The 17,674-nt window shown below is 72.8% G+C and carries 14 protein-coding genes and 1 pseudogene; 10 read left to right on the forward strand and 5 right to left on the reverse strand.

Features of this window, described 5'->3' with window-relative positions; genetic code table 11:
• The first annotated feature begins 14 nt into the window (after window positions 1-14).
• From ACZ4VI_RS14575 to ACZ4VI_RS14585, 3 genes are all read left to right on the forward strand, one after another.
• Window positions 15-2,234: an NADP-dependent isocitrate dehydrogenase gene (locus ACZ4VI_RS14575; RefSeq protein ID WP_467999555.1), complete on the forward strand. Its 2,220-nt coding sequence runs from the start codon at window positions 15-17 to the stop codon at window positions 2,232-2,234.
• A gap of 96 nt (window positions 2,235-2,330) precedes the next feature.
• A complete protein-coding gene (locus ACZ4VI_RS14580) occupies window positions 2,331-2,621 on the forward strand; it encodes a hypothetical protein (protein WP_467999556.1) in 291 nt (96 codons plus the stop codon).
• 115 nt (window positions 2,622-2,736) lie between these two features.
• Window positions 2,737-4,386 carry a sigma-70 family RNA polymerase sigma factor gene (locus ACZ4VI_RS14585; protein ID WP_467999557.1) on the forward strand — a complete coding sequence of 550 codons (1,650 nt, stop codon included), beginning with the start codon at window positions 2,737-2,739 and terminating at the stop codon, window positions 4,384-4,386.
• Between the two features lie 28 nt (window positions 4,387-4,414).
• Here ACZ4VI_RS14585 and ACZ4VI_RS14590 read toward each other — a convergent pair whose 3' ends face one another.
• The gene (locus tag ACZ4VI_RS14590; protein WP_467999558.1) at window positions 4,415-5,065 is read right to left on the reverse strand and encodes a CAP domain-containing protein; all 651 of its coding nucleotides are present in this window, start codon (window positions 5,063-5,065) and stop codon (window positions 4,415-4,417) included.
• A 452-nt stretch (window positions 5,066-5,517) separates the two neighbouring features.
• Window positions 5,518-6,555 (reverse strand): NAD-dependent epimerase/dehydratase family protein, encoded by a 1,038-nt coding sequence (locus ACZ4VI_RS14595; RefSeq protein WP_467999559.1) that lies wholly within the window; start codon window positions 6,553-6,555, stop codon window positions 5,518-5,520.
• A gap of 143 nt (window positions 6,556-6,698) precedes the next feature.
• On the opposite strand from ACZ4VI_RS14595, the gene ACZ4VI_RS14600 reads away from it, so the two are divergent.
• The 3 genes from ACZ4VI_RS14600 to ACZ4VI_RS14610 all read left to right on the forward strand — a co-directional run bounded on the left by ACZ4VI_RS14600 (window position 6,699) and on the right by ACZ4VI_RS14610 (window position 7,917).
• Window positions 6,699-6,941, forward strand: a complete 243-nt coding sequence (locus tag ACZ4VI_RS14600) for a DUF5133 domain-containing protein (protein WP_467999560.1) — start codon at window positions 6,699-6,701, stop codon at window positions 6,939-6,941.
• 138 nt (window positions 6,942-7,079) lie between these two features.
• Window positions 7,080-7,439 carry an STAS domain-containing protein gene (locus ACZ4VI_RS14605; protein ID WP_467999561.1) on the forward strand — a complete coding sequence of 120 codons (360 nt, stop codon included), beginning with the start codon at window positions 7,080-7,082 and terminating at the stop codon, window positions 7,437-7,439.
• 22 nt (window positions 7,440-7,461) lie between these two features.
• On the forward strand, window positions 7,462-7,917 hold the full coding sequence (locus ACZ4VI_RS14610) for an ATP-binding protein (protein WP_467999562.1): 456 nt from the start codon (window positions 7,462-7,464) through the stop codon (window positions 7,915-7,917).
• A 157-nt stretch (window positions 7,918-8,074) separates the two neighbouring features.
• On the opposite strand, the pseudogene ACZ4VI_RS14615 reads toward ACZ4VI_RS14610, so the two are convergent.
• Window positions 8,075-8,947: pseudogene (locus tag ACZ4VI_RS14615) on the reverse strand (SigB/SigF/SigG family RNA polymerase sigma factor); the annotation flags it as partial.
• Window positions 8,948-9,099: 152 nt separating this feature from the next.
• On the opposite strand from ACZ4VI_RS14615, the gene ACZ4VI_RS14620 reads away from it, so the two are divergent.
• Window positions 9,100-9,546, forward strand: coding sequence for an ATP-binding protein (locus ACZ4VI_RS14620; RefSeq protein ID WP_467999563.1), 447 nt, complete (start codon window positions 9,100-9,102; stop codon window positions 9,544-9,546).
• Between the two features lie 89 nt (window positions 9,547-9,635).
• Entirely contained in the window at window positions 9,636-12,617 is a 2,982-nt protein-coding gene (locus ACZ4VI_RS14625) for a hybrid sensor histidine kinase/response regulator (RefSeq protein ID WP_467999564.1), read from the forward strand.
• A 291-nt stretch (window positions 12,618-12,908) separates the two neighbouring features.
• Here the strand turns inward: ACZ4VI_RS14625 and ACZ4VI_RS14630 are convergent, their stop codons facing one another.
• The gene (locus tag ACZ4VI_RS14630; RefSeq protein ID WP_467999565.1) at window positions 12,909-15,185 is read right to left on the reverse strand and encodes a SpoIIE family protein phosphatase; all 2,277 of its coding nucleotides are present in this window, start codon (window positions 15,183-15,185) and stop codon (window positions 12,909-12,911) included.
• Window positions 15,186-15,339: 154 nt separating this feature from the next.
• Here ACZ4VI_RS14630 and ACZ4VI_RS14635 point away from each other — a divergent pair, with 154 nt between their 5' ends.
• Complete coding sequence (locus ACZ4VI_RS14635; protein ID WP_467999566.1) at window positions 15,340-15,738, forward strand: DUF3040 domain-containing protein; 399 nt, start codon at window positions 15,340-15,342, stop codon at window positions 15,736-15,738.
• Window positions 15,739-15,755: 17 nt separating this feature from the next.
• Window positions 15,756-16,079, forward strand: a complete 324-nt coding sequence (locus tag ACZ4VI_RS14640; RefSeq protein WP_467999567.1) for a plasmid stabilization protein — start codon at window positions 15,756-15,758, stop codon at window positions 16,077-16,079.
• A gap of 138 nt (window positions 16,080-16,217) precedes the next feature.
• Here the strand turns inward: ACZ4VI_RS14640 and ACZ4VI_RS14645 are convergent, their stop codons facing one another.
• Complete coding sequence (locus tag ACZ4VI_RS14645) at window positions 16,218-17,486, reverse strand: D-alanyl-D-alanine carboxypeptidase family protein (protein ID WP_467999568.1); 1,269 nt, start codon at window positions 17,484-17,486, stop codon at window positions 16,218-16,220.
• Between the last annotated feature and the right edge of the window lie 188 nt (window positions 17,487-17,674).

The following is a 17,674-nucleotide window of genomic DNA, read 5'->3' on the forward strand; positions in this document are numbered from 1 at the left end:
GCGGAGCACACCCGGTGACTGACTCGACCATCATCTACACCCACACTGACGAGGCGCCCGCCCTGGCGACGTACTCGTTCCTGCCCGTGATCCAGGCCTACGCCTCGACGGCCGGAGTCAATGTCGAGACCCGTGACATCTCCCTGGCCGGCCGCATCATCTCCAGCTTCCCCGAGCGTCTCGAAGAGGGGCAGCGCATCGATGACGCCCTCGCCGAGCTCGGCGCGCTCGCCAAGACGCCCGAAGCCAACATCATCAAGCTGCCGAACGTCTCGGCGTCCATCCCGCAGCTGAAGGCCGCGATCGCCGAGCTCCAGGCGCAGGGCTACGCCCTCCCGGACTACCCGGACGACCCGCAGACCGACGAGGACAAGGACGTCCGCGCCCGCTACGACAAGATCAAGGGCAGCGCCGTCAACCCGGTCCTGCGCGAGGGCAACTCCGACCGCCGCGCCCCCGCCTCGGTCAAGAACTACGCCAAGACCCACCCGCACCGCATGGGCGCCTGGTCCTCCGACTCGAAGACGAACGTCGCCACCATGGGCGAGAACGACTTCGCGAGCACGGAGAAGTCCACCGTCATCGCCGAGGACGGCACCCTCCGCTTCGAGCACGTCGCCGCCGACGGCACCGTCACCGAGCTCCGCAAGCCGCTGCCCGTCATCGCCGGCGAGGTCGTCGACGCCGCCGTCATGCGCGCCGCCGCCCTGAACACCTTCCTGAGCGAGCAGGTCGCCCGCGCCAAGGCCGAGGACGTCCTCTTCTCCGTGCACCTCAAGGCCACGATGATGAAGGTCTCCGACCCGATCGTCTTCGGCCACGTCGTCCGCGCCTTCTTCCCGAAGACCTTCGCCGCGTACGGGGAGACGCTCGCCGCCGCCGGTCTGTCCCCCAACGACGGCCTCGGCACCATCCTGAACGGCCTGCTGACCCACCCCGAGGGCGAGGAGATCAAGGCCTCCTTCGACGCCGAGATCGCCGAGGGCCCGGCCCTCGCCATGGTCGACTCCGACAAGGGCATCACCAACCTGCACGTGCCGTCCGACGTCATCGTCGACGCCTCGATGCCGGCCATGATCCGCACCTCCGGCCACATGTGGGGCCCGGACGGCCAGGAGGCCGACACCCTCGCCGTCCTCCCGGACAGCAGCTACTCCGGTGTCTACCAGGCCGTCATCGAGGACTGCCGCGCCCACGGCGCCTTCGACCCGTCGACCATGGGCTCCGTCCCGAACGTCGGCCTCATGGCGCAGAAGGCCGAGGAGTACGGCTCCCACGACAAGACCTTCGAGATCGCCACGGCCGGCACGGTCCGCCTGGTCGACGCCGCCGGCAACGTCGTCCTGGAGCAGGAGGTCGCCGAGGGCGACATCTTCCGCGCCTGCCAGACCAAGGACCTCCCGATCCAGGACTGGGTCAAGCTCGCCGTCACCCGCGCCCGCGCCACCGGCTCCGCGGCCGTCTTCTGGCTCGACGAGAACCGCGCCCACGACGCGCAGCTGATCGCCAAGGTCAAGCAGTACCTGCCGGAGCACGACACCGAGGGCCTGGAGATCAAGATCCTCGCCCCGGTCGAGGCCACGAAGTTCTCCCTGGAGCGCATCCGCCGCGGCGAGGACACCATCTCGGTCACCGGCAACGTGCTGCGCGACTACCTGACCGACCTCTTCCCGATCCTGGAGCTGGGCACCAGCGCCAAGATGCTGTCCGTCGTCCCGCTGATGGCGGGCGGCGGCCTCTTCGAGACGGGCGCCGGCGGTTCCGCCCCGAAGCACGTCCAGCAGCTCGTCAAGGAGAACTACCTCCGCTGGGACTCCCTCGGCGAGTTCTTCGCCCTGGCCGCCAGTTTCGAGCACCTGGCCACCACCACGGGCAACGCCCGCGCCCAGGTCCTCGCCGACACCCTCGACCGCGCCACCGGCACCTTCCTCAACGAGGACAAGTCGCCGACCCGTCGCCTCGGTGGTATCGACAACCGCGGCAGCCACTTCTACCTGGCCCTGTACTGGGCCCAGGAGCTGGCCAAGCAGACCGACGACGCGCAGCTCGCGGAGGCCTTCGCCGGCCTGGCCAAGACCCTGACCGAGCAGGAGGAGACCATCGTCTCCGAGCTCATCGCGGTCCAGGGCTCCCCGGCCGACATCGGCGGCTACTACCAGCCCGACCCGGCCAAGGCCGCGGCCGTGATGCGCCCGTCCGCCACCTTCAACGAGGCCATCGCGTCCCTCGCCTGATCCCGGCGCGACCGTCGAACCGCCCCGGCCGGAATTCCTCCGACCGGGGCGGTCCCGTCAGTGGCGCATGTGGCAACCGGGTGTGAACCTGGATGGATGAGCTGGGCATCATGGACGACCCCCGGCGTCTACACCGGGCGCGGTGGGGTGCTCACCGACGAGGTCGGTACGGTCACGGGCGACATGACCGTGCACACCACCTGGGCAGATGGCGAAGCACGCGTAGCCGTGCAGTACAGCGGTGCCTCCGACTGGTTCACGATGTCGGGCAGTCCGGTGCCGTGCTCCTCCGAGGCGGAGAGCCGCGAGATCCACGAGGCCGCCGTCGAAGCCGTACGGGCGGGGAACGCGGCGACGGTGCCGTACCTGCCCCACCCACCCGCATAGGAGGTGGCGCGGCCCGGTAACGTCACGGACTCGGCCGCGAAGTGTTATCCCGCCCTCTCCCATGGGTCTCCTCACGACGGGGACGGACAGACCCAGGCACGAGGGAGCAGGGCACATGCACAGCGACGAGCGCGGCACGGCCGCACTGGTGGACGCGGCCGCCGCGGGGGACGCGCACGCCGGTGAGCGGCTGATACGCGCGTACCTTCCGCTGGTCTACAACATCGTCGGCCGCGCGCTCGACGGGCACGCGGACGTCGACGACGTCGTCCAGGAGACGATGGTCCGCGCCCTGGACGGCCTGCCCGGGCTGCGCGAGCCCGCACGCTTCCGGTCCTGGCTCGTCGCCATCGCCATGAACGAGATCCGCCGGCGCTGGCGCGAGCGGCAGAACGGTCCTGTCCCCGGTCTCGACCGGGCGGCCGAGCTGGCCGACCCCACGGGCGACTTCGTCGATCTGACCATCCTGCGGCTCGGGCTCTCCGGCCAGCGGCGCGAGGTCGCCGAGGCCACCCGCTGGCTCGACGAGAGCGACCGCGAGGTGCTCTCCCTGTGGTGGCTGGAGGCCGGCGGCGAACTCGGCCGCGCGGAGCTGGCCGAGGCGCTGGCGATCACCCCCGCGCACGCGGCCGTCCGCGTCCAGCGCATGAAGGAGCGCCTGGAGACCGGTCGGGAGATCGTACGAGCCCTGGCCGCGCGGCCGCCGTGCGGGGAGCTGGTCCGGCTGACCGCCGACTGGAACGGACACCCCTCCCCGCTCTGGCGCAAGCGCCTCGCCCGCCATGTGACGACCTGCCGCCGGTGCGCCCCCGCCCATGCCGCTCTCGCCCCGGCAGAGGCACTCCTCGTGGGTCTGGGCCTGGTCCCACCGCTCCTGACCTGGGCCACGGCCGGTCCGGAGCCCCAGGCCGCCGCCTGGGCCGGAGATGCTCCCGACCCGGCCGGATCGACGACGTGGCCGCCGGCGGACGCCGCCGGCCCGATGACCCATGCGGGCGCGCCGAGGGATCCGGTCCCGGGCCAGGCCGCCGGCCGGCCGGAGACCGGTCAGGACGCGGCCTGGCACCTGAGCCCCGACCGGGTCCCGGCCGAGGCCGGGGCCGGTGCTGGGACGAGCGGGCTGGGTGGGACGAGTGGGTCGGGCGGGACGAGCGGGTCGGGCGCAGGAGTGATGCGGCGGGCGTGGGTTGCCGGGGTGGTGGCCGTCGGCGTGCTCGGCGGGGTCGTCCTGGTCGCACCGTCCGAGCCCGGGGCGCGCGAGCTCGCGCCCGCGGCGGCTCCGCCCCCGGCGACGACGATCGCACCCCCGCCCAGCCCCACCACCCCCACGCCCACCCCGGCATCGACTCCGTCTCCGACGCCCACCCCGAAGCGGACGGTCACCGCCGAGGAGCGGCTGACCCGGCTGGTCAACCAGCGGCGGGCGGAGGCGGGTTGCGCGCCGCTGCGCACCGATCCCCGGCTCGCCGGAGCGGCCCGCGCCTACGCCCGGGACATGGTGCGGCGCGGGTACTACGCGCACAGCAGCCCCGAGGGCGAGTTCGCCGACGCGCGGATCACGGCCGCCGGGTACTCCTGGTCCGCATGGGCCGAGAACCTGGCGCGCGGCACGGCCGACCCGGCCGCCGTCTTCGACGGCTGGCTGGACGGCGCCATGCACCAGCAGAACATGCTGGACTGCCGCTACCGCCACACCGGTGTCGCCGCCGTGCCCGGGCCGGACGGCACGGTGTGGGTGCAGAAGCTGGCCACGCCCGCGTCCTGAACCCACACCGCCGGGCCGGGCGGCCGGATCAGCGCCTGGCGCCGAAGTTCTGCACCCACCAAGGCCCGTTGGCCGTCAGGGTCACCCCGACGCCGATGTCCTTGAACGAGCAGTTGAGGATGTTGCTGCGGTGCCCGTCGCTCTTCATCCAGTCCTCCATCGCCTCCGCGGGGCTCTTGGGGCCGCGGTGGATGTTCTCCGCCCAGCTGGACCACGCGTACCCGGCCGCCTTGATCCGGTCGCCGGCGTCCCGGCCCTCGGGGGTGGTGTGGTGGTAGTACTCGCGGTCCGCCATGTCGTCCGCGTGGGACTGCGCGGCCTCGTGCAGCCGGCCGTTCGCGCGCAGCGGCGCACAACCGGCCTTGTCCCGTTCGGTGTTGGCGAGCGCGACGACCCGGTCGATGTACTGCGCCGCCTTCCCGCCGCCGGACGCCCTCATCTGCGGGGCCAACGCCCTCGGTGGCTCGGGGGCCTGCGCGGGAGGTGCGGAGGCCGACGCGGCCGGCTTCGGGGCCGGGGGCGCGGCCGGCGGCGGGGCGGACGCCTCGGTGAAGGGCGCCACATTCGTCGGGGTGCCTCCCTCCGAACGGGTGTCGGTCCCTGACGTGTTCCCCAGGGACGCCACGTACGCCCCGGTGGCCACCGTGAGAACAGCCGTCGCCGTACCCGCGAGGATCACGGCCGTACGGAAGGACGGCAGCCGGAGGGCAGGACGTCTCGCACCCCCTCCACCCCGGTGGCGTCCTCCGCCCTTCCTCCGCTGCTCGTCGGGACTGCGCTCCTCGTGGTACTGCATGGACTCCGCTCTCTTCTCCGAGGCCACCGGGCGGTCCGGCAGAGGGGAGAGCCGCCGGAGCGGCGGCCATGACACTTTCCGGCCCCGGGCCCGCCGACACACCTCGTCAACCTGCCGCGTCACCCCGCCGCGTCAACACGCAGAACCAGCGCATCACTCGTGCGGCACGACCGCCACCGGGCCGGGGGGGTCGGAGGTGCCGGGACCGCGGTCAGGGGCGCGAGCGCATCCGTCGCCCTTCAGACCACGGCCGCGGCGGGTGGCCAACTTCCTGTAGGCCAGAAGGAGATACGGGTATGCCCGGGCAGTCGCTCCGGGACCGACGGGGTGGTCCGTCAGCCGACGCGGCGCCCCGCGAGCGGATCGGTGGCGTCGCCTCTGCCCGCCCGTACACCCCGCAGAAAGGCACCCAGTGCCTCGAGCGAGGTCGAGGACGGCTCCCAGTCGAGCTCCCGGCGCGCCCGCTCGGTGGACAGCAGCGGCAGCCTCAGGACCGCGTCGAAGAGGCCCGGGTCGGCACCCGCCACGCGGAGCCGCCAGGCGGCCGAGAGCAGCCCCCGCGCCGCCCCGCTCGGCACCTTCACCGGCCGGGCGTCCAGGAGCGAGGCGAGCGCCGCAGTGTCGATCACCGGGTCCGCGGCGAGGTTGAAGGGGCCCCGGACGTCCCGTAGGAGCGCACGGCGGTAGGCGTCGGCGGCGTCGTCCGTGTGCAGGGCCTGGAAGCGCAGCCCCCGCAGGTCCGGGAGGAGCGGCAGCAGATCGGGACGGACCAGCCACCCGGGGAAGAACCGGCCCGCGAAGATCCGCCGCTGCTCGCTCGCCGACTCCTCCTTGAAGAGGAAGCAGGGCCGCATCCGCACCACCCGGGTCTGCGGATGGTCGCGCTCGAAGGTGTCCAGGACGCGTTCCAGATAGGCCTTCTCACGGGTGTACGCGGCGCCCGGCCAGCCGTGGGTCGGCCAGGACTCCGAGACGGGCGGCCCGTCCTCCGGCCCGGGGGAGTAGGCGGCGAGGGACGAGGCGCACACCAGAATCGGCACGTGCGCCTCCGCCACGGCGTCGAAGACCCGCAGGGCGCCGAGGACGTTCGACCGCCAGGTCTCGGCCGGGTCGTGGGTCGGCTGGAACCGCCAGGCCAGATGGACCACCGCGTCGGCGTCCTCGATGTACTGCGCGAGCCGTGGTTCGTCGCTCTCCAGCGAGAGGTCCACCTCGGCCCACTCGGTCTTCTCCAGCGTCAACGCGGGCCTGCGGCGGGCGAGTCCGAGGACGGACGCGATCCGCGGCTCGCCCTCCAGAGCCCGGACCACACTCGTCCCGACATTGCCCGTGGCGCCCGTGACGACGACCTTCAGTCCCGCACTCGCCTTCATGTAATCGACCTTCCGCCATACCCGGCCCACATGCACGCCGGACCCCTGACCGTGACGGACCGTGTTCGCATGGGTCGCGCGGGTGACGCGTCGACCCGAGTATGGAGCGACGGAGGGAAGGGGGCCTGTGCCAGGAGGAGAAGATGTTGCTGCCCGACAGAAACACGATCGACCGGCTGCTGCGGCACTACCGGGCACAGGAACGGGCGGTCCTGGCCAGGCCGTGCGATCTGTCGATCCGCAGGCGCTTCGAGGACACGGCGTACACGCTGTGCGTGCTGATGGGGGAGCGGACCGCCCGCGAGGCGGTGCACGCCGCCGAACGGTACGTGGGGCGGACGAGCCCCGCACCCCGCCAGGCACTGGAAGGACTCCCCGGCTCCTGACCGTACGGCCGTACCGCCTCATCACGATGGCAGGCCTTCCCCGTCGGATGGGGCGGTCCGGATGGGGCAAGAGTCGCGTTCCGGGGCATGAGAGGGATAGGGGCCCGTACGAGGGCACGGAGGGAGGCGGGTGATCCGATGGGGTCGGAACGGTTCGCCGTCACGGCCGAGCCCGGTCCGCAGCCCGGTGCTGTGGTGCTTTCCCTGACGGGAGAGCTCGACCACGACACCGCGGACACGCTGCGGCACGCGCTGGAGGAACGGAACGGTGCGGTACGGATCCTGGTCGACTGCGAGCGGCTGCGCTTCTGCGACTCGACCGGGCTGAACGTCCTGCTCAGGGCCCGCCTGAACGCCCTGGAGGCGGGCGGCCGACTGGAACTGGCGGGACTGCGCCCGCCCGTTTCCCGGATGTTCGAGATCACCGGGGCACGGACCGTGTTCCGGGTGTACGAGAACCTGGCCGAGGCGCTCACGGACCGGCGGGCGGGCGGCTAGGCGCGCGATGGCGGAGGGAGTCGTGGGAGGGAACGCCGTGGACGAGGGCCAGGTCCGGCGGCTGGTGCTGTTCGGGACCAAGGGCGTCGTGATGCGCTGCCGTGACTTCACGGCGGAGGCGCTGACCGACTGGGGCTGGATGCCGGCAGAGGACGACGAGGGGCGGGAGCGGGCGGAGGACGTCCTGCTCCTGGTCTCCGAGGTGGTCACCAACGCCTGTCTGCACGCCGACGGCCCCGAAGAGCTGGTCCTGCGCCACCGCTCCGACCACCTCCGGGTCGAGGTGTCCGACGCCAGCCCGGAGCACCCGAGGCGACGGCAGCCGCGAGCGCCGTCGCTGCCCGGCGGTCACGGTCTGATGGTCCTGGACCGGCTGGCGGGGGCCTGGGGGTCGGAGCCCCGCGAGCGCGGCAAGGTCGTCTGGCTGGAGGTCAGCCGCCCCTCGTACCCGCGCCGGCACCACCCGGGACCGCGCTGACCCGGCGATCGGTGGACGGGCGGACCCGGTGATCGGTGGATGGGCTGACCTGCCGGGCGCCGGATGCGTGGCCAGTGTCGGCCGGGTGGCCTGCGTGGGCGCCGGATGGGTGGCCGTTGCCGCCCCGGTGGCCCGCGGCGGGCCCGTGGTCGGTGCGGTCCTCCAGGAGGCCGGTTCGGAGTTCGTCGAGGATCCGGGCGAGCAGGCGGGAGATGTGCATCTGCGAGAGGCCCAGCCGCTCGCCGATCTCCGCCTGGGTCAGCTCCTCTCCGAAGCGCAGCGCCAGGATCCGGCGGTCCCGCTCGTCGAGCCCCGCGATCAGCGGCTTGAGCGACTCCAGCGCGTCGATCAGCTCGAAGGCCCGCTCCTCCTCGCCGAGCCGCCGGGCGCCCGCGGTGACGGCCGACTCGTCGTCCCCGGCGGGCGTGTCGAGCGAGCGGGCGACATAGCCGTTCGACGCCTGCTCGCCCTCGGCCACGCTCTCCTCGCCGATGCTCAGATGCGCGGCGAGCTCGGCCCGGCTGGGACGCCGGCCCAGCTGTTGCTCCAGCGTGTCGACGGCCTTCGCCAGCTCGATGCGCAGCTCCTGGAGCCTGCGCGGCACCTGGACGGCCCAGCTGGTGTCCCGGAAGAATCGTTTCATCTCGCCGACGATGGTCGGCAGCGCGAAGGCCGAGAACTCCACGTCCCGCCCCGCCTCGAACCGGTCGATCGCCTTGATCAGACCGATCGTGCCGACCTGGATGATGTCCTCCATCGGCTCGGCCCGGTTCCGGAACCGGCGGGCGGCGAACTTCACCAGGCTGAGATTCAGCTCGACCAGCGTGTTCCGTACGTACGCGTGCTCCGGCGTGCCCTCCTCCAGCGCCTCCAGACGGGTGAAGAGCGCCATGGAGAGGGTCTGGGCGTCGGCCGTGCTCACCTCGGTGGGCCGGTCGATCTCGGGCAGGCCGTCCAGCGCCCGCGCGCGCACGGTCGCGGCTGCCGCTCCCGTGCGGGTCGTACCGGTGTGCTTTCGGGGGGTGGACATGAGGCTCCCTCGACGGTTGGGCGAGCCTTCGCCGACCGCCGGGCGAGGGGCGGCGGCGGGGGTCCGTCGTTCGAGCGTCCTGTTCGAGCGTCCTGACAGAAACATTCCCTTTGTGGAGTGTTTGACACGGTATGGCCGGGAAGCGGCACCTCATGACGACGATGGAACGGGACGAGGCCGCCCAGGCCCGCCGCTTCCCGCTGAGCGGCGGCCCCGGCGTGGTGGGGGAGTGCCGCGACCTCACCCGCCAGGCGCTGCGCGACTGGTTCGGCCCGCTCACCGGCCCGCGGGAGATCCTCGCCGAGGACGTCCTGCTCCTCGTCTCGGAGGTCGTCACCAACGCGTACACGCACGGTGGCAGGCCGTACGAGCTACGCCTCGACCGCACCGACGGGCGGCTGTGGGTCCAGGTCAGCGACACCAGCCCGGTACGGCCACGTCCGCACGGCCGACACGTGGCGAGCCGGTCCTCGGGGCACGGGCTGTATCTGCTCGAACGGCTCTCGAGCGCGTGGGGGTGGGTGCCGCGCGGCACGGGGAAGGCCGTCTGGTTCGAGATGGCGATCACCGGCACTGCCGCCGCGTCGCGCCGTGCCTAGAGTGGAGGAGCGGGGCCGTCGCGGGTGCACCCGCACTCGTACCGGGCCCGTACCGCTCCCGTACCCCTCCGTGCAGCGCGAGGTCCGCGATGTCGAGTTCCCCCCGGCCGGCCGCTTCCGAGCCGCACGTGCCGCCTGATCGACTCGGTGAGGACGGGCTCGACAGGCTCCTGGCCGGGCTCACCGCCGTACGCGACGGTGACCTCACCGTCCGCCTGCCGGACTCGGCCGGCGGCATCCTCGGCGAGATCGCCTCCGTCTACAACGACATGGTCGACCGGCTCTCCCTGGTCACCTCCGAGGTCACCCGTGTCGCCAGCGAGGTCGGCGGCCAGGGCCTGCTCGGCGGCCGGGCCCGCGAGCCGCGCGTGAGCGGGGTGTGGCGCGATCTGACCTCCGGCGTCAACACGATGGCCGACAACCTGACCTCCCAGGTCCGGTCCATCGCCCAGGTCGCCACCGCCGTCGCCCAGGGCGACCTCACCCGCAAGATCCGGGTCGACGCCCGCGGCGAGATCCTGGAGCTCAAGGAGACCATCAACACGATGGTGGACCGGCTCTCCTCCTTCGCCGAGGAGGTCACCAGGGTCGCCCGCGAGGTCGGCACGGAGGGCAAACTCGGCGGCCAGGCCACCGTCCACGGCGTCTCCGGCACCTGGAAGGACCTCACGGACAACGTCAACTCCATGGCGGACAACCTGACCAACCAGGTCCGCAACATCGCCCAGGTGACCACGGCCGTCGCCCAGGGCGACCTCACCAGCCGCATCGACGTGGCGGCGCGCGGCGAGATCCTGGAGCTCAAGACCACCATCAACACCATGGTCGACCAGCTCTCCTCCTTCGCCGCCGAGGTCACCCGCGTGGCCCGCGAGGTCGGCACGGAAGGAAAGCTCGGCGGCCAGGCCGAGGTCGAGGGCGTCTCCGGCACGTGGAAGCGGCTCACCGAGAACGTCAACGAGCTCGCCGGCAATCTGACCCGGCAGGTCCGCGCCATCGCCGAGGTCACCAGCGCCGTCGCCGAGGGCGACCTCACCCGCTCCATCACCGTCGAGGCCCCCGGCGAGGTCGGCGAGCTGCGGGACAACATCAACGCGATGGTCGAGTCCCTGCGCGCCACGACCCGCGCCAACGAGGAACAGGACTGGCTCAAGACCAACATCGCCCGCATCGCCGGCCTGATGCAGGGCACGCGCACCCTCCCGGACATCGCCGAACTCATCATGACCGAGGTGCCGCCCCTGGTCTCCGCCCAGTACGGTGCCTTCTTCCTCGCCCGGCACGACAAGCGCGGCACCGAACTCGTCGTCACCGCGTCCTACGGCTCGCCCGACGAACCCGCCGCCCCGCCGCGCCGCTTCCGCGTCGGCCAGTCCCTCGTCGGCCAGGCCGCCCGCGACCGGCGCACCCTCGTCGTGGAGAACGTGCCCGCCGGCTACGCCACCATCGCCTCCGCGGCCGGCTCCGGCGAACCGGCCATGCTGGTCATCCTGCCGATCGTCGTCGAGGACCAGGTCCTCGGAGCCGTCGAACTCGCCTCGCTCCAGCCCTTCACCGCCATCCACCGCGACTTCCTCGAACAGTTCGTCGACACCGCGGGCGCCGTCGTCAGCTCGCTCGTCGCCAACCTCCGTACCGACGAACTCCTCGGCCAGTCCCAGCGGCTCACCGACGAACTGCGCTCCCGGTCCCAGGAGTTGCAGGCCCGGCAGCAGGAACTCCAGCGCTCCAACGCCGAACTGAAGGAGAAGGCGGCACTGCTCGCCGAACGCAACAAGGACATCGAGTCCAAGAACCTTGTCATCGAACAGGCCCGCCAGGAACTGGAGACGCGCGCCCAGCAGCTCTCCCGGACGTCCATGTACAAGTCCGAGTTCCTCGCCAACATGAGCCACGAACTGCGCACACCGCTCAACAGCCTGCTGATCCTGGCCCGGTTGCTCGCCCAGAACCCCGAAGGGAACCTCACGGAGAAGCAGGTCGACTACGCCGAGGTCATCCACTCCGCCGGATCCGACCTGCTCCAGCTGATCAACGACATCCTCGACCTGTCCAAGGTGGAGGCGGGCAAGATGGACATCCGGCCCGAACGGTTCGCGCTCCACCAGCTCCTGGAGTATCTGGAGGCGACCTTCGGACCCGTGGCCGACGAACGCGGGCTGACGTTCTCGGTCACCGTCTCCTCGGACGTGCCCGAGGAACTGACCACCGACGAGTCGCGACTGCGGCAGATCCTGCGCAACCTGCTCTCCAACGCACTGAAGTTCACCGACGAGGGCGGAGTGGAGTTCGTCATCGAGTACGCCTACGAGGACGAGACGCCCGTGGCGCTGCGCGGAAGCGGACCCGTGCTCGCCTTCCGCGTCAGCGACACCGGCGTCGGCATCCCCGCCGAGCGGCTCGAAGGGATCTTCGGCGCGTTCCAGCAGGGCGACGGGACGATGGCCCGCCGCTACGGCGGGACCGGGCTCGGGCTCTCCATCAGCCGCGAGGTGGCCGGGCTGCTCGGCGGCGCGATCGACGTGCGCTCCACTCCCGGGAAGGGCAGCCGGTTCACGTTCTACCTGCCGGCTCCCCGGCCCGCCCCGGCCGGAGCGGGCGCCGCGGAGCCGGGCGCCGGCGTGTCCGCGGCCGACACCGAGCGCGCCGCCGGCGCCCTCGGGGCCGCCGTGCCGCACGACCCGAGGACCGCGGGACGTACCGTCCTCGTCGTCGACGACGACGTGCGCAACGTCTACGCGCTCACCGAAGTGCTGGAACGCCACGGCGTCCGGGTGCTCCAGGCCGACAGCGGCCGGGCGGGCCTCGCCCTCCTTAAGACCCACGACGAGGTCGAACTCGTCCTGATGGACGTGATGATGGCGGGCATGGACGGCTACGCCACCACGGAGGCGATCCGCAACCTCCCCGGCCGCCACGGGCTCCCCGTCATCGCCGTCACCGCCAAGGCCATGCCGGGCGACCGCGCCCGTGCCCTCGCCGCCGGCGCCAGCGACTACGTCGCGAAACCCGTCGACACCGAGGAACTCATGGCCAAGGTCCGCCACTGGCTGTCGGCCCCTGCCCGGTGACGCGCCCCGGCCGCGTGACGTGGGGGCGCCGTGGCCTGCCCTGGCCGCGTGATCCGCCCTGGCCGCGTGACGCGGGGACGCCGTGACTGCCCTGCCAGTGACGCGGCCCGGTACGCGGGCCGCCCCGTGACCGGCCATGCCGGTGACCGCCCTGCCCCGTGACCGCCCCGGCCGCGCCCCGTGACGCGCCCCGGCCCCGCCCCGTGGCGCGGGCGCGCCCTATGGCCGCCCCCTGCCCGTGGCCTGCCCTTGCCCGACGCGGGCTCGCCGCCGTCGCCGTGCGCGCGGCCGTCAGCGTACGAGGACGGCGACGATGCTCGTGTCGTCGTCCGTGTCGCCGGCGGCGCCGTCGAGGAGGCGTTCCACCTGCTCGTTCGGCGGGTAGCCGCTGAGCCGTTCCGCCTGCGCGGCGAGCCGCGCGAGCCCGTCGTCCAGACCGTCGTGACGGCGCTCGATCAGCCCGTCCGTGTACAGCAGCAGCGTGTCGCCCGGCCGCAGGGCGGTCCGCCGCTCCTCGTACGCGTACGAGGGCACCGCGCCCAGCAGGAGGTCGTGCGGCGGGTCGATCAGCCGCGCCACGCCGTCGCGCACGAGCAGCATCGGCAGGTGCCCCGCGCTCGACCAGACCAGCCCCCGGTCCTCCGGGTCGTACAGCGCGCACACCGCCGTCGCGGTCGGGTGCCCGCTGGTGCGCAGCGTCACGTCGTTGAGCCACTCCATCATCCGCCGCGGCGATTCACCGGTGCAGGCCAGACCCCGCTGGGCGTTGTGGAGCGCCACCATGCCGGTCACGGACTCGATGCCGTGCCCGGCCACGTCCCCGACCGCCACGAGGACCTTGCCGCTGGGCAGCGGCTGGACGTCGTACCAGTCGCCGCCCACCCGGTACTCCTCGGCCGCCGGCCGGTACCGGGCCGCCACCACCAGGCCCGGGAACTCCTGCAGGTCCGGGACCTCCGGCACGATCGCCTGCTGGAGCTGGAGCGCCGTCTGGTGCCGGAGCTCGGCCCGGGTCCGTACGGCCGTCAGCTGGTCGAAGGTCGCGTTCAGCGCCGCCTCGGTGCGACGGCTCGCGGAGACGTCCTGGAACACCCCGGCGAACCCGGTGACCGTGCCCGCGTCGAGGAGCGGCTCCGCCGCCACCCGGACATGGCGCACGGTCCGGTCGCCCAGGACGATCCGCAGCACCGTCTGCGCACCGGTACGCCGCTCGGTCAGTGCCCTGAGCAGGTCCGTGAGCGCCTCCCCGTCCTCCGGGTGCACCAGGCCGCGCAGCCCGAGCAGGGGTACGGGAGGCTCGTCACGGGCCCGGCCGAAGAGGGCGTACGCCTGCTCCGACCACACCGTGCCGCCGCCGGTCAGGCTGTCCTGGAACAGCGCCACGCTCTGCAGCCGGGACACCGCGCGCTCCGAGGCGAGCGCCGGATCCGTGGCGGTATGCCACAGGACCACGGTCCGCTCACTTCCGGTCGGCAGGACGCGTACGTCGAGCAGCGGCGCGGGGTCCTCGTGCCCCCGGTCCGCCGACGCCGGCAGCCGGGCCACGCGCTGGGTGCGGGCCGTCCGGTGGGCGCGCCGCGCCAGATGGGCGATGTCCGCGTGGACCCGGGGGAGGGCGGCCGACAGGGACCGGTCCTCGGAGGGCGGCGCGCCACCGAGGGCCTCCACGGCGTAGTCGTTGAGATGCTCGACCGTCGGCGGCGACGTGGGCGAAGTCGCCCGCAGCAGCATCGCCGGATGGACGAGCGCGTCCAGGACGTCCACCAGGGCCGGAGCGGCCGATGGGGAGGAGTCGGCCGCGTCGAGGACGGTGCCCGCCACGTCGATCAGACCGACGAGGGCCTTTCTCAGGGACTCGTCGAAGACGACGGGCCCCGGCCAGGCGGCGAGGGCCAGGCCCACCGTCGCTCCGCGCAGCCGCAGCGGGAGCACCGCCCGGCCCGCGCGGCGCGCAGGACCCGGCAGTTCCTCTCCGGCCTCCGGGCCGGTGTCCAGCCAGACGGGCCCGCCGTCGGACAGGACCGAGCGGAACGCGGGAGGGGGCGCCGGGGGGATCCACTGCCAGGCCGCCGCCTCCGCCGCCCCGACGCCGGCATGTCCCGCGAGGCGCAGACAGCCCCACGTGTCGCATCGCCAGAGCCACAGGCTCTCCGCACCGAGCGGTGCAAGGCCCCCTTCGAGCAGGGCGTGCGCCGCCTCGCCGACGGTGTCCAGCGTCTCGGCCGCGGCGACCGCCCGCCGGGCCCGGCGCTCGTCCGGAGTGCTGAAGACGACGGGAGGGGACGGGGCGGGTTCGGCACGCGGGGCGGCGGCCGGTCCGGTTCCGGACGTGCCGGCGACGGCGTTGACGATGTCGGCGGAGAGGTCCTCGACTCCGAGGCCCGTCGCGTGGGAGAGGGCGGTGAGGTGTTCCGAGGCATCGGCCGGGGAGGCACCGAGCTGGGCCGCGAGGACGCCGGTGGCCAGATCGATCAGATGGCGGCGGGTGAGTTCGGCGCGCAGCCGTCTGATCTCGGCCGAGAGGCCGGTGGTGCCGGGCCCCTCGGGCCCGCCCGCAGACGTCGTCACGACTCCTGCCGCCCTCCACCATGAGGTTGTCCGAAATGATCGCGTTCGCTCCGGATTCTACCGTTCTGGGCCTCTGTCGGGGGTGTCCGATCGGCCTGCGCGGGTACTCGCCGGGTCGGAACCGATCCGGCGTCCCGGTGGGAGGTGTCCGGCGATGGACGAGGCCCGTCTCTCCCAGCGTGAGCGGCGCATTCTGGCCGAGATCGAGGAGGCGCTCAGCGCGGACGAGGCGCTGGAGCGCGGTCTCCGCACGATGCACCGGGAGCGAACAGGCAGCTGGGTGCCGCGCCTGCGGCGCCACCGTCCGGGCGACGACCGTGCGGGCGATCACCGCGCGGGCGACCACCGTCCGCACCGCCACCGCGAGGCCGTGATCGTCGCCCTCCTCGGCATGCTGACCCTCGCCCTGCTCGTGCTCGCTGTCGCGACCGGCGCGCCCGCCCTGGTCTGGGCCTTCGCGGCCGTGTGGGTGGCGACCCTGTACGGCCTGCTGCGCCTGGTCATCCGCTGGTCCCGACGGATCAGGCCGAATCCTGGCCGACCGGACACCTGAGCAGAGAGGAGTACGTCATGCCGCGCGGATCGAGCTCGAAGCGCGAACGCCAGTACGAGCACATCAAGGAGAGCGCTCTGGAACGGGGCGAGAGTGAGAAGCGCGCCAAGGAGATCGCCTCGCGCACGGTCAACAAGGAACGCGCACGCGCGGGCGAGTCGAAGTCCGCGAGCAAGAGTTCCACCGAGGACATGTCCTCCTCGCGGCGCGGCGGGAAGCGCTCGCACAGCGGCGCGGAGGGACCGACGTACGACCAGCTCTACGCCGAGGCGCAGCGGCGCGACATCCACGGCCGTTCGTCCATGAACAAGGCGGAGCTGAAGCGCTCCCTGGGCAAGTGAGACCAGCTGGTTGAGACCGGCCAAGGCGTCGGCGAGGACCCGTTGTCAGTGGTGACGACTCCGGTTCTCGCCGACGCCGCCGCTACGCGCGGGCGGTCGAGGATGCCCAGCACGCTGCTGCCGCCTACTACGCGGGCGCTAGAGGCCCTCGTCGCCGCGCCGGGGGGATCTGCGGCGCCAGACCCAGAGTGAGAGCGCGGCGCCGAGCGACGAACCCACCAGGGCCAGCGGTAGGCCCGCCCAGGGTCTGGGAGGCACATCCTGGCGGGACACCGCCTTCCCGGGAGAGGAGAGCGCGGCCAGGTCCCCGGACACCGCCGCCGCGCCCGTCTGCCCCTCCGCCTCGGGACCAGCCTGCGGAGTGGCCTTCCCGACGGCCTTCTCGGCGGGCCGGTCCGCCGGCTTCGCCTTGTCCCGTACCGGCGCGGGGGCCAGGGAGCCCACCGGCTGGACCCGTCCCGCCGCGTCGAAGCCCCAGTCGAGCAGCGTCCGCGCCTCCTCGTACACCGCGAGCCCCCCGCCCGACTGGGGGTTCATCACCGACACGACCAGCGTCCGCGAGCCCCGCCGCGCCGCCGCGATCAAGGTGTTGCCCGCACGGCTGGTGTAGCCGTTCTTCACGCCGATGAGCCCCGGATAGCGGCCCACCCCGTTCGCCCCGGTCAGGAGCCGGTTGGTGTTGCGGATGCCGTACGACCAGTTCCCCGACGGGAAGTCGGCGTACGGCGTGGAGCAGTACCGGACGAACGACGGGTCCTGGAGCCCCGCCCGCCCGAAGACCGCCAGGTCGTACGCCGACGACACCTGCCCCGGCGCGTCGTACCCGTCCGGGGACACCACCCGCGTGTCGCGTGCCCCCAGCGCCCGGGCCTTCTCCTGCATCTGACGGGCCATGGACTTCCAGCCGCCGTTCATCGCCGCCAGCACCCGCACCGCGTCGTTGCCGGAGCTGAGGAAGACGCCCCTCCACAGGTCGGACACCTTGTACGTGAATCCGGCCCGGACCCCGACCAGGCTGCTGCCGCTGCCGATCCCCGCCAGCTCCGCCTCGGAGACCGTGTGCCGCTTCTCCTGATCGATGCGGGGGAGCGCGGTCACGGCGAACAGGGCCTTGAGCGTGCTGGCCGGAGGCAGCCGCCGATGCGCGTCACGCGCCGCGAGGACCTCACCCGTGGAGGCGTCGGCCACCAGCCAGGACAGCGCGGAGACGGAGGACGGCGCGTCCGGCGCACCCGACAGCCGCTGGACCTGGGTGCCCGAGCGGTAGAGGCGGGCGGAGTCGATGAAACTTTCGGCAGGAGGCGTGGGTTCGGTGACGGAGGATGCCGTGGCCGCCGGGACGGGCAGCACGAGCAGCAGCGCCCCGGCACCGGCGGCAGCACGACGGACAGCTGACATGACGATCATTCAGCCACGGTAGAAAGCCAGGACGGCGCCCGCAGATCGAAGTGCGCCGACCGGCGTACGCAGAGTGGCGTACGGGCGATGACCGGGCTGTCGGAGGCGCAAGGCATCCTGGTGACGTGTCCTCACTTCCGTACCAGAGCACGCCCGTTCCCCCGGAGCCCCCGGAGCCCCCGGAGGGGCCGCCCGCC

It is taken from the genome of Streptomyces sp. NPDC029169 (genome assembly GCF_055563935.1).

Bases quoted from the DNA above. Each gene is read 5' to 3' on its own strand.
- ACZ4VI_RS14580 (WP_467999556.1), top strand. From the start codon at position 2,331: ATGAGCTGGGCATCATGGACGACCCCCGGCGTCTACACCGGGCGCGGT.
- ACZ4VI_RS14585 (WP_467999557.1), top strand. From the start codon at position 2,737: ATGCACAGCGACGAGCGCGGCACGGCCGCACTGGTGGACGCGGCCGCC.
- ACZ4VI_RS14595 (WP_467999559.1), bottom strand. From the start codon at position 6,555: ATGAAGGCGAGTGCGGGACTGAAGGTCGTCGTCACGGGCGCCACGGGC.
- ACZ4VI_RS14600 (WP_467999560.1), top strand. From the start codon at position 6,699: ATGTTGCTGCCCGACAGAAACACGATCGACCGGCTGCTGCGGCACTAC.
- ACZ4VI_RS14605 (WP_467999561.1), top strand. From the start codon at position 7,080: ATGGGGTCGGAACGGTTCGCCGTCACGGCCGAGCCCGGTCCGCAGCCC.
- ACZ4VI_RS14620 (WP_467999563.1), top strand. From the start codon at position 9,100: ATGACGACGATGGAACGGGACGAGGCCGCCCAGGCCCGCCGCTTCCCG.
- ACZ4VI_RS14625 (WP_467999564.1), top strand. From the start codon at position 9,636: ATGTCGAGTTCCCCCCGGCCGGCCGCTTCCGAGCCGCACGTGCCGCCT.
- ACZ4VI_RS14635 (WP_467999566.1), top strand. From the start codon at position 15,340: ATGGACGAGGCCCGTCTCTCCCAGCGTGAGCGGCGCATTCTGGCCGAG.
- ACZ4VI_RS14640 (WP_467999567.1), top strand. From the start codon at position 15,756: ATGCCGCGCGGATCGAGCTCGAAGCGCGAACGCCAGTACGAGCACATC.
- ACZ4VI_RS14645 (WP_467999568.1), bottom strand. From the start codon at position 17,486: ATGATCGTCATGTCAGCTGTCCGTCGTGCTGCCGCCGGTGCCGGGGCG.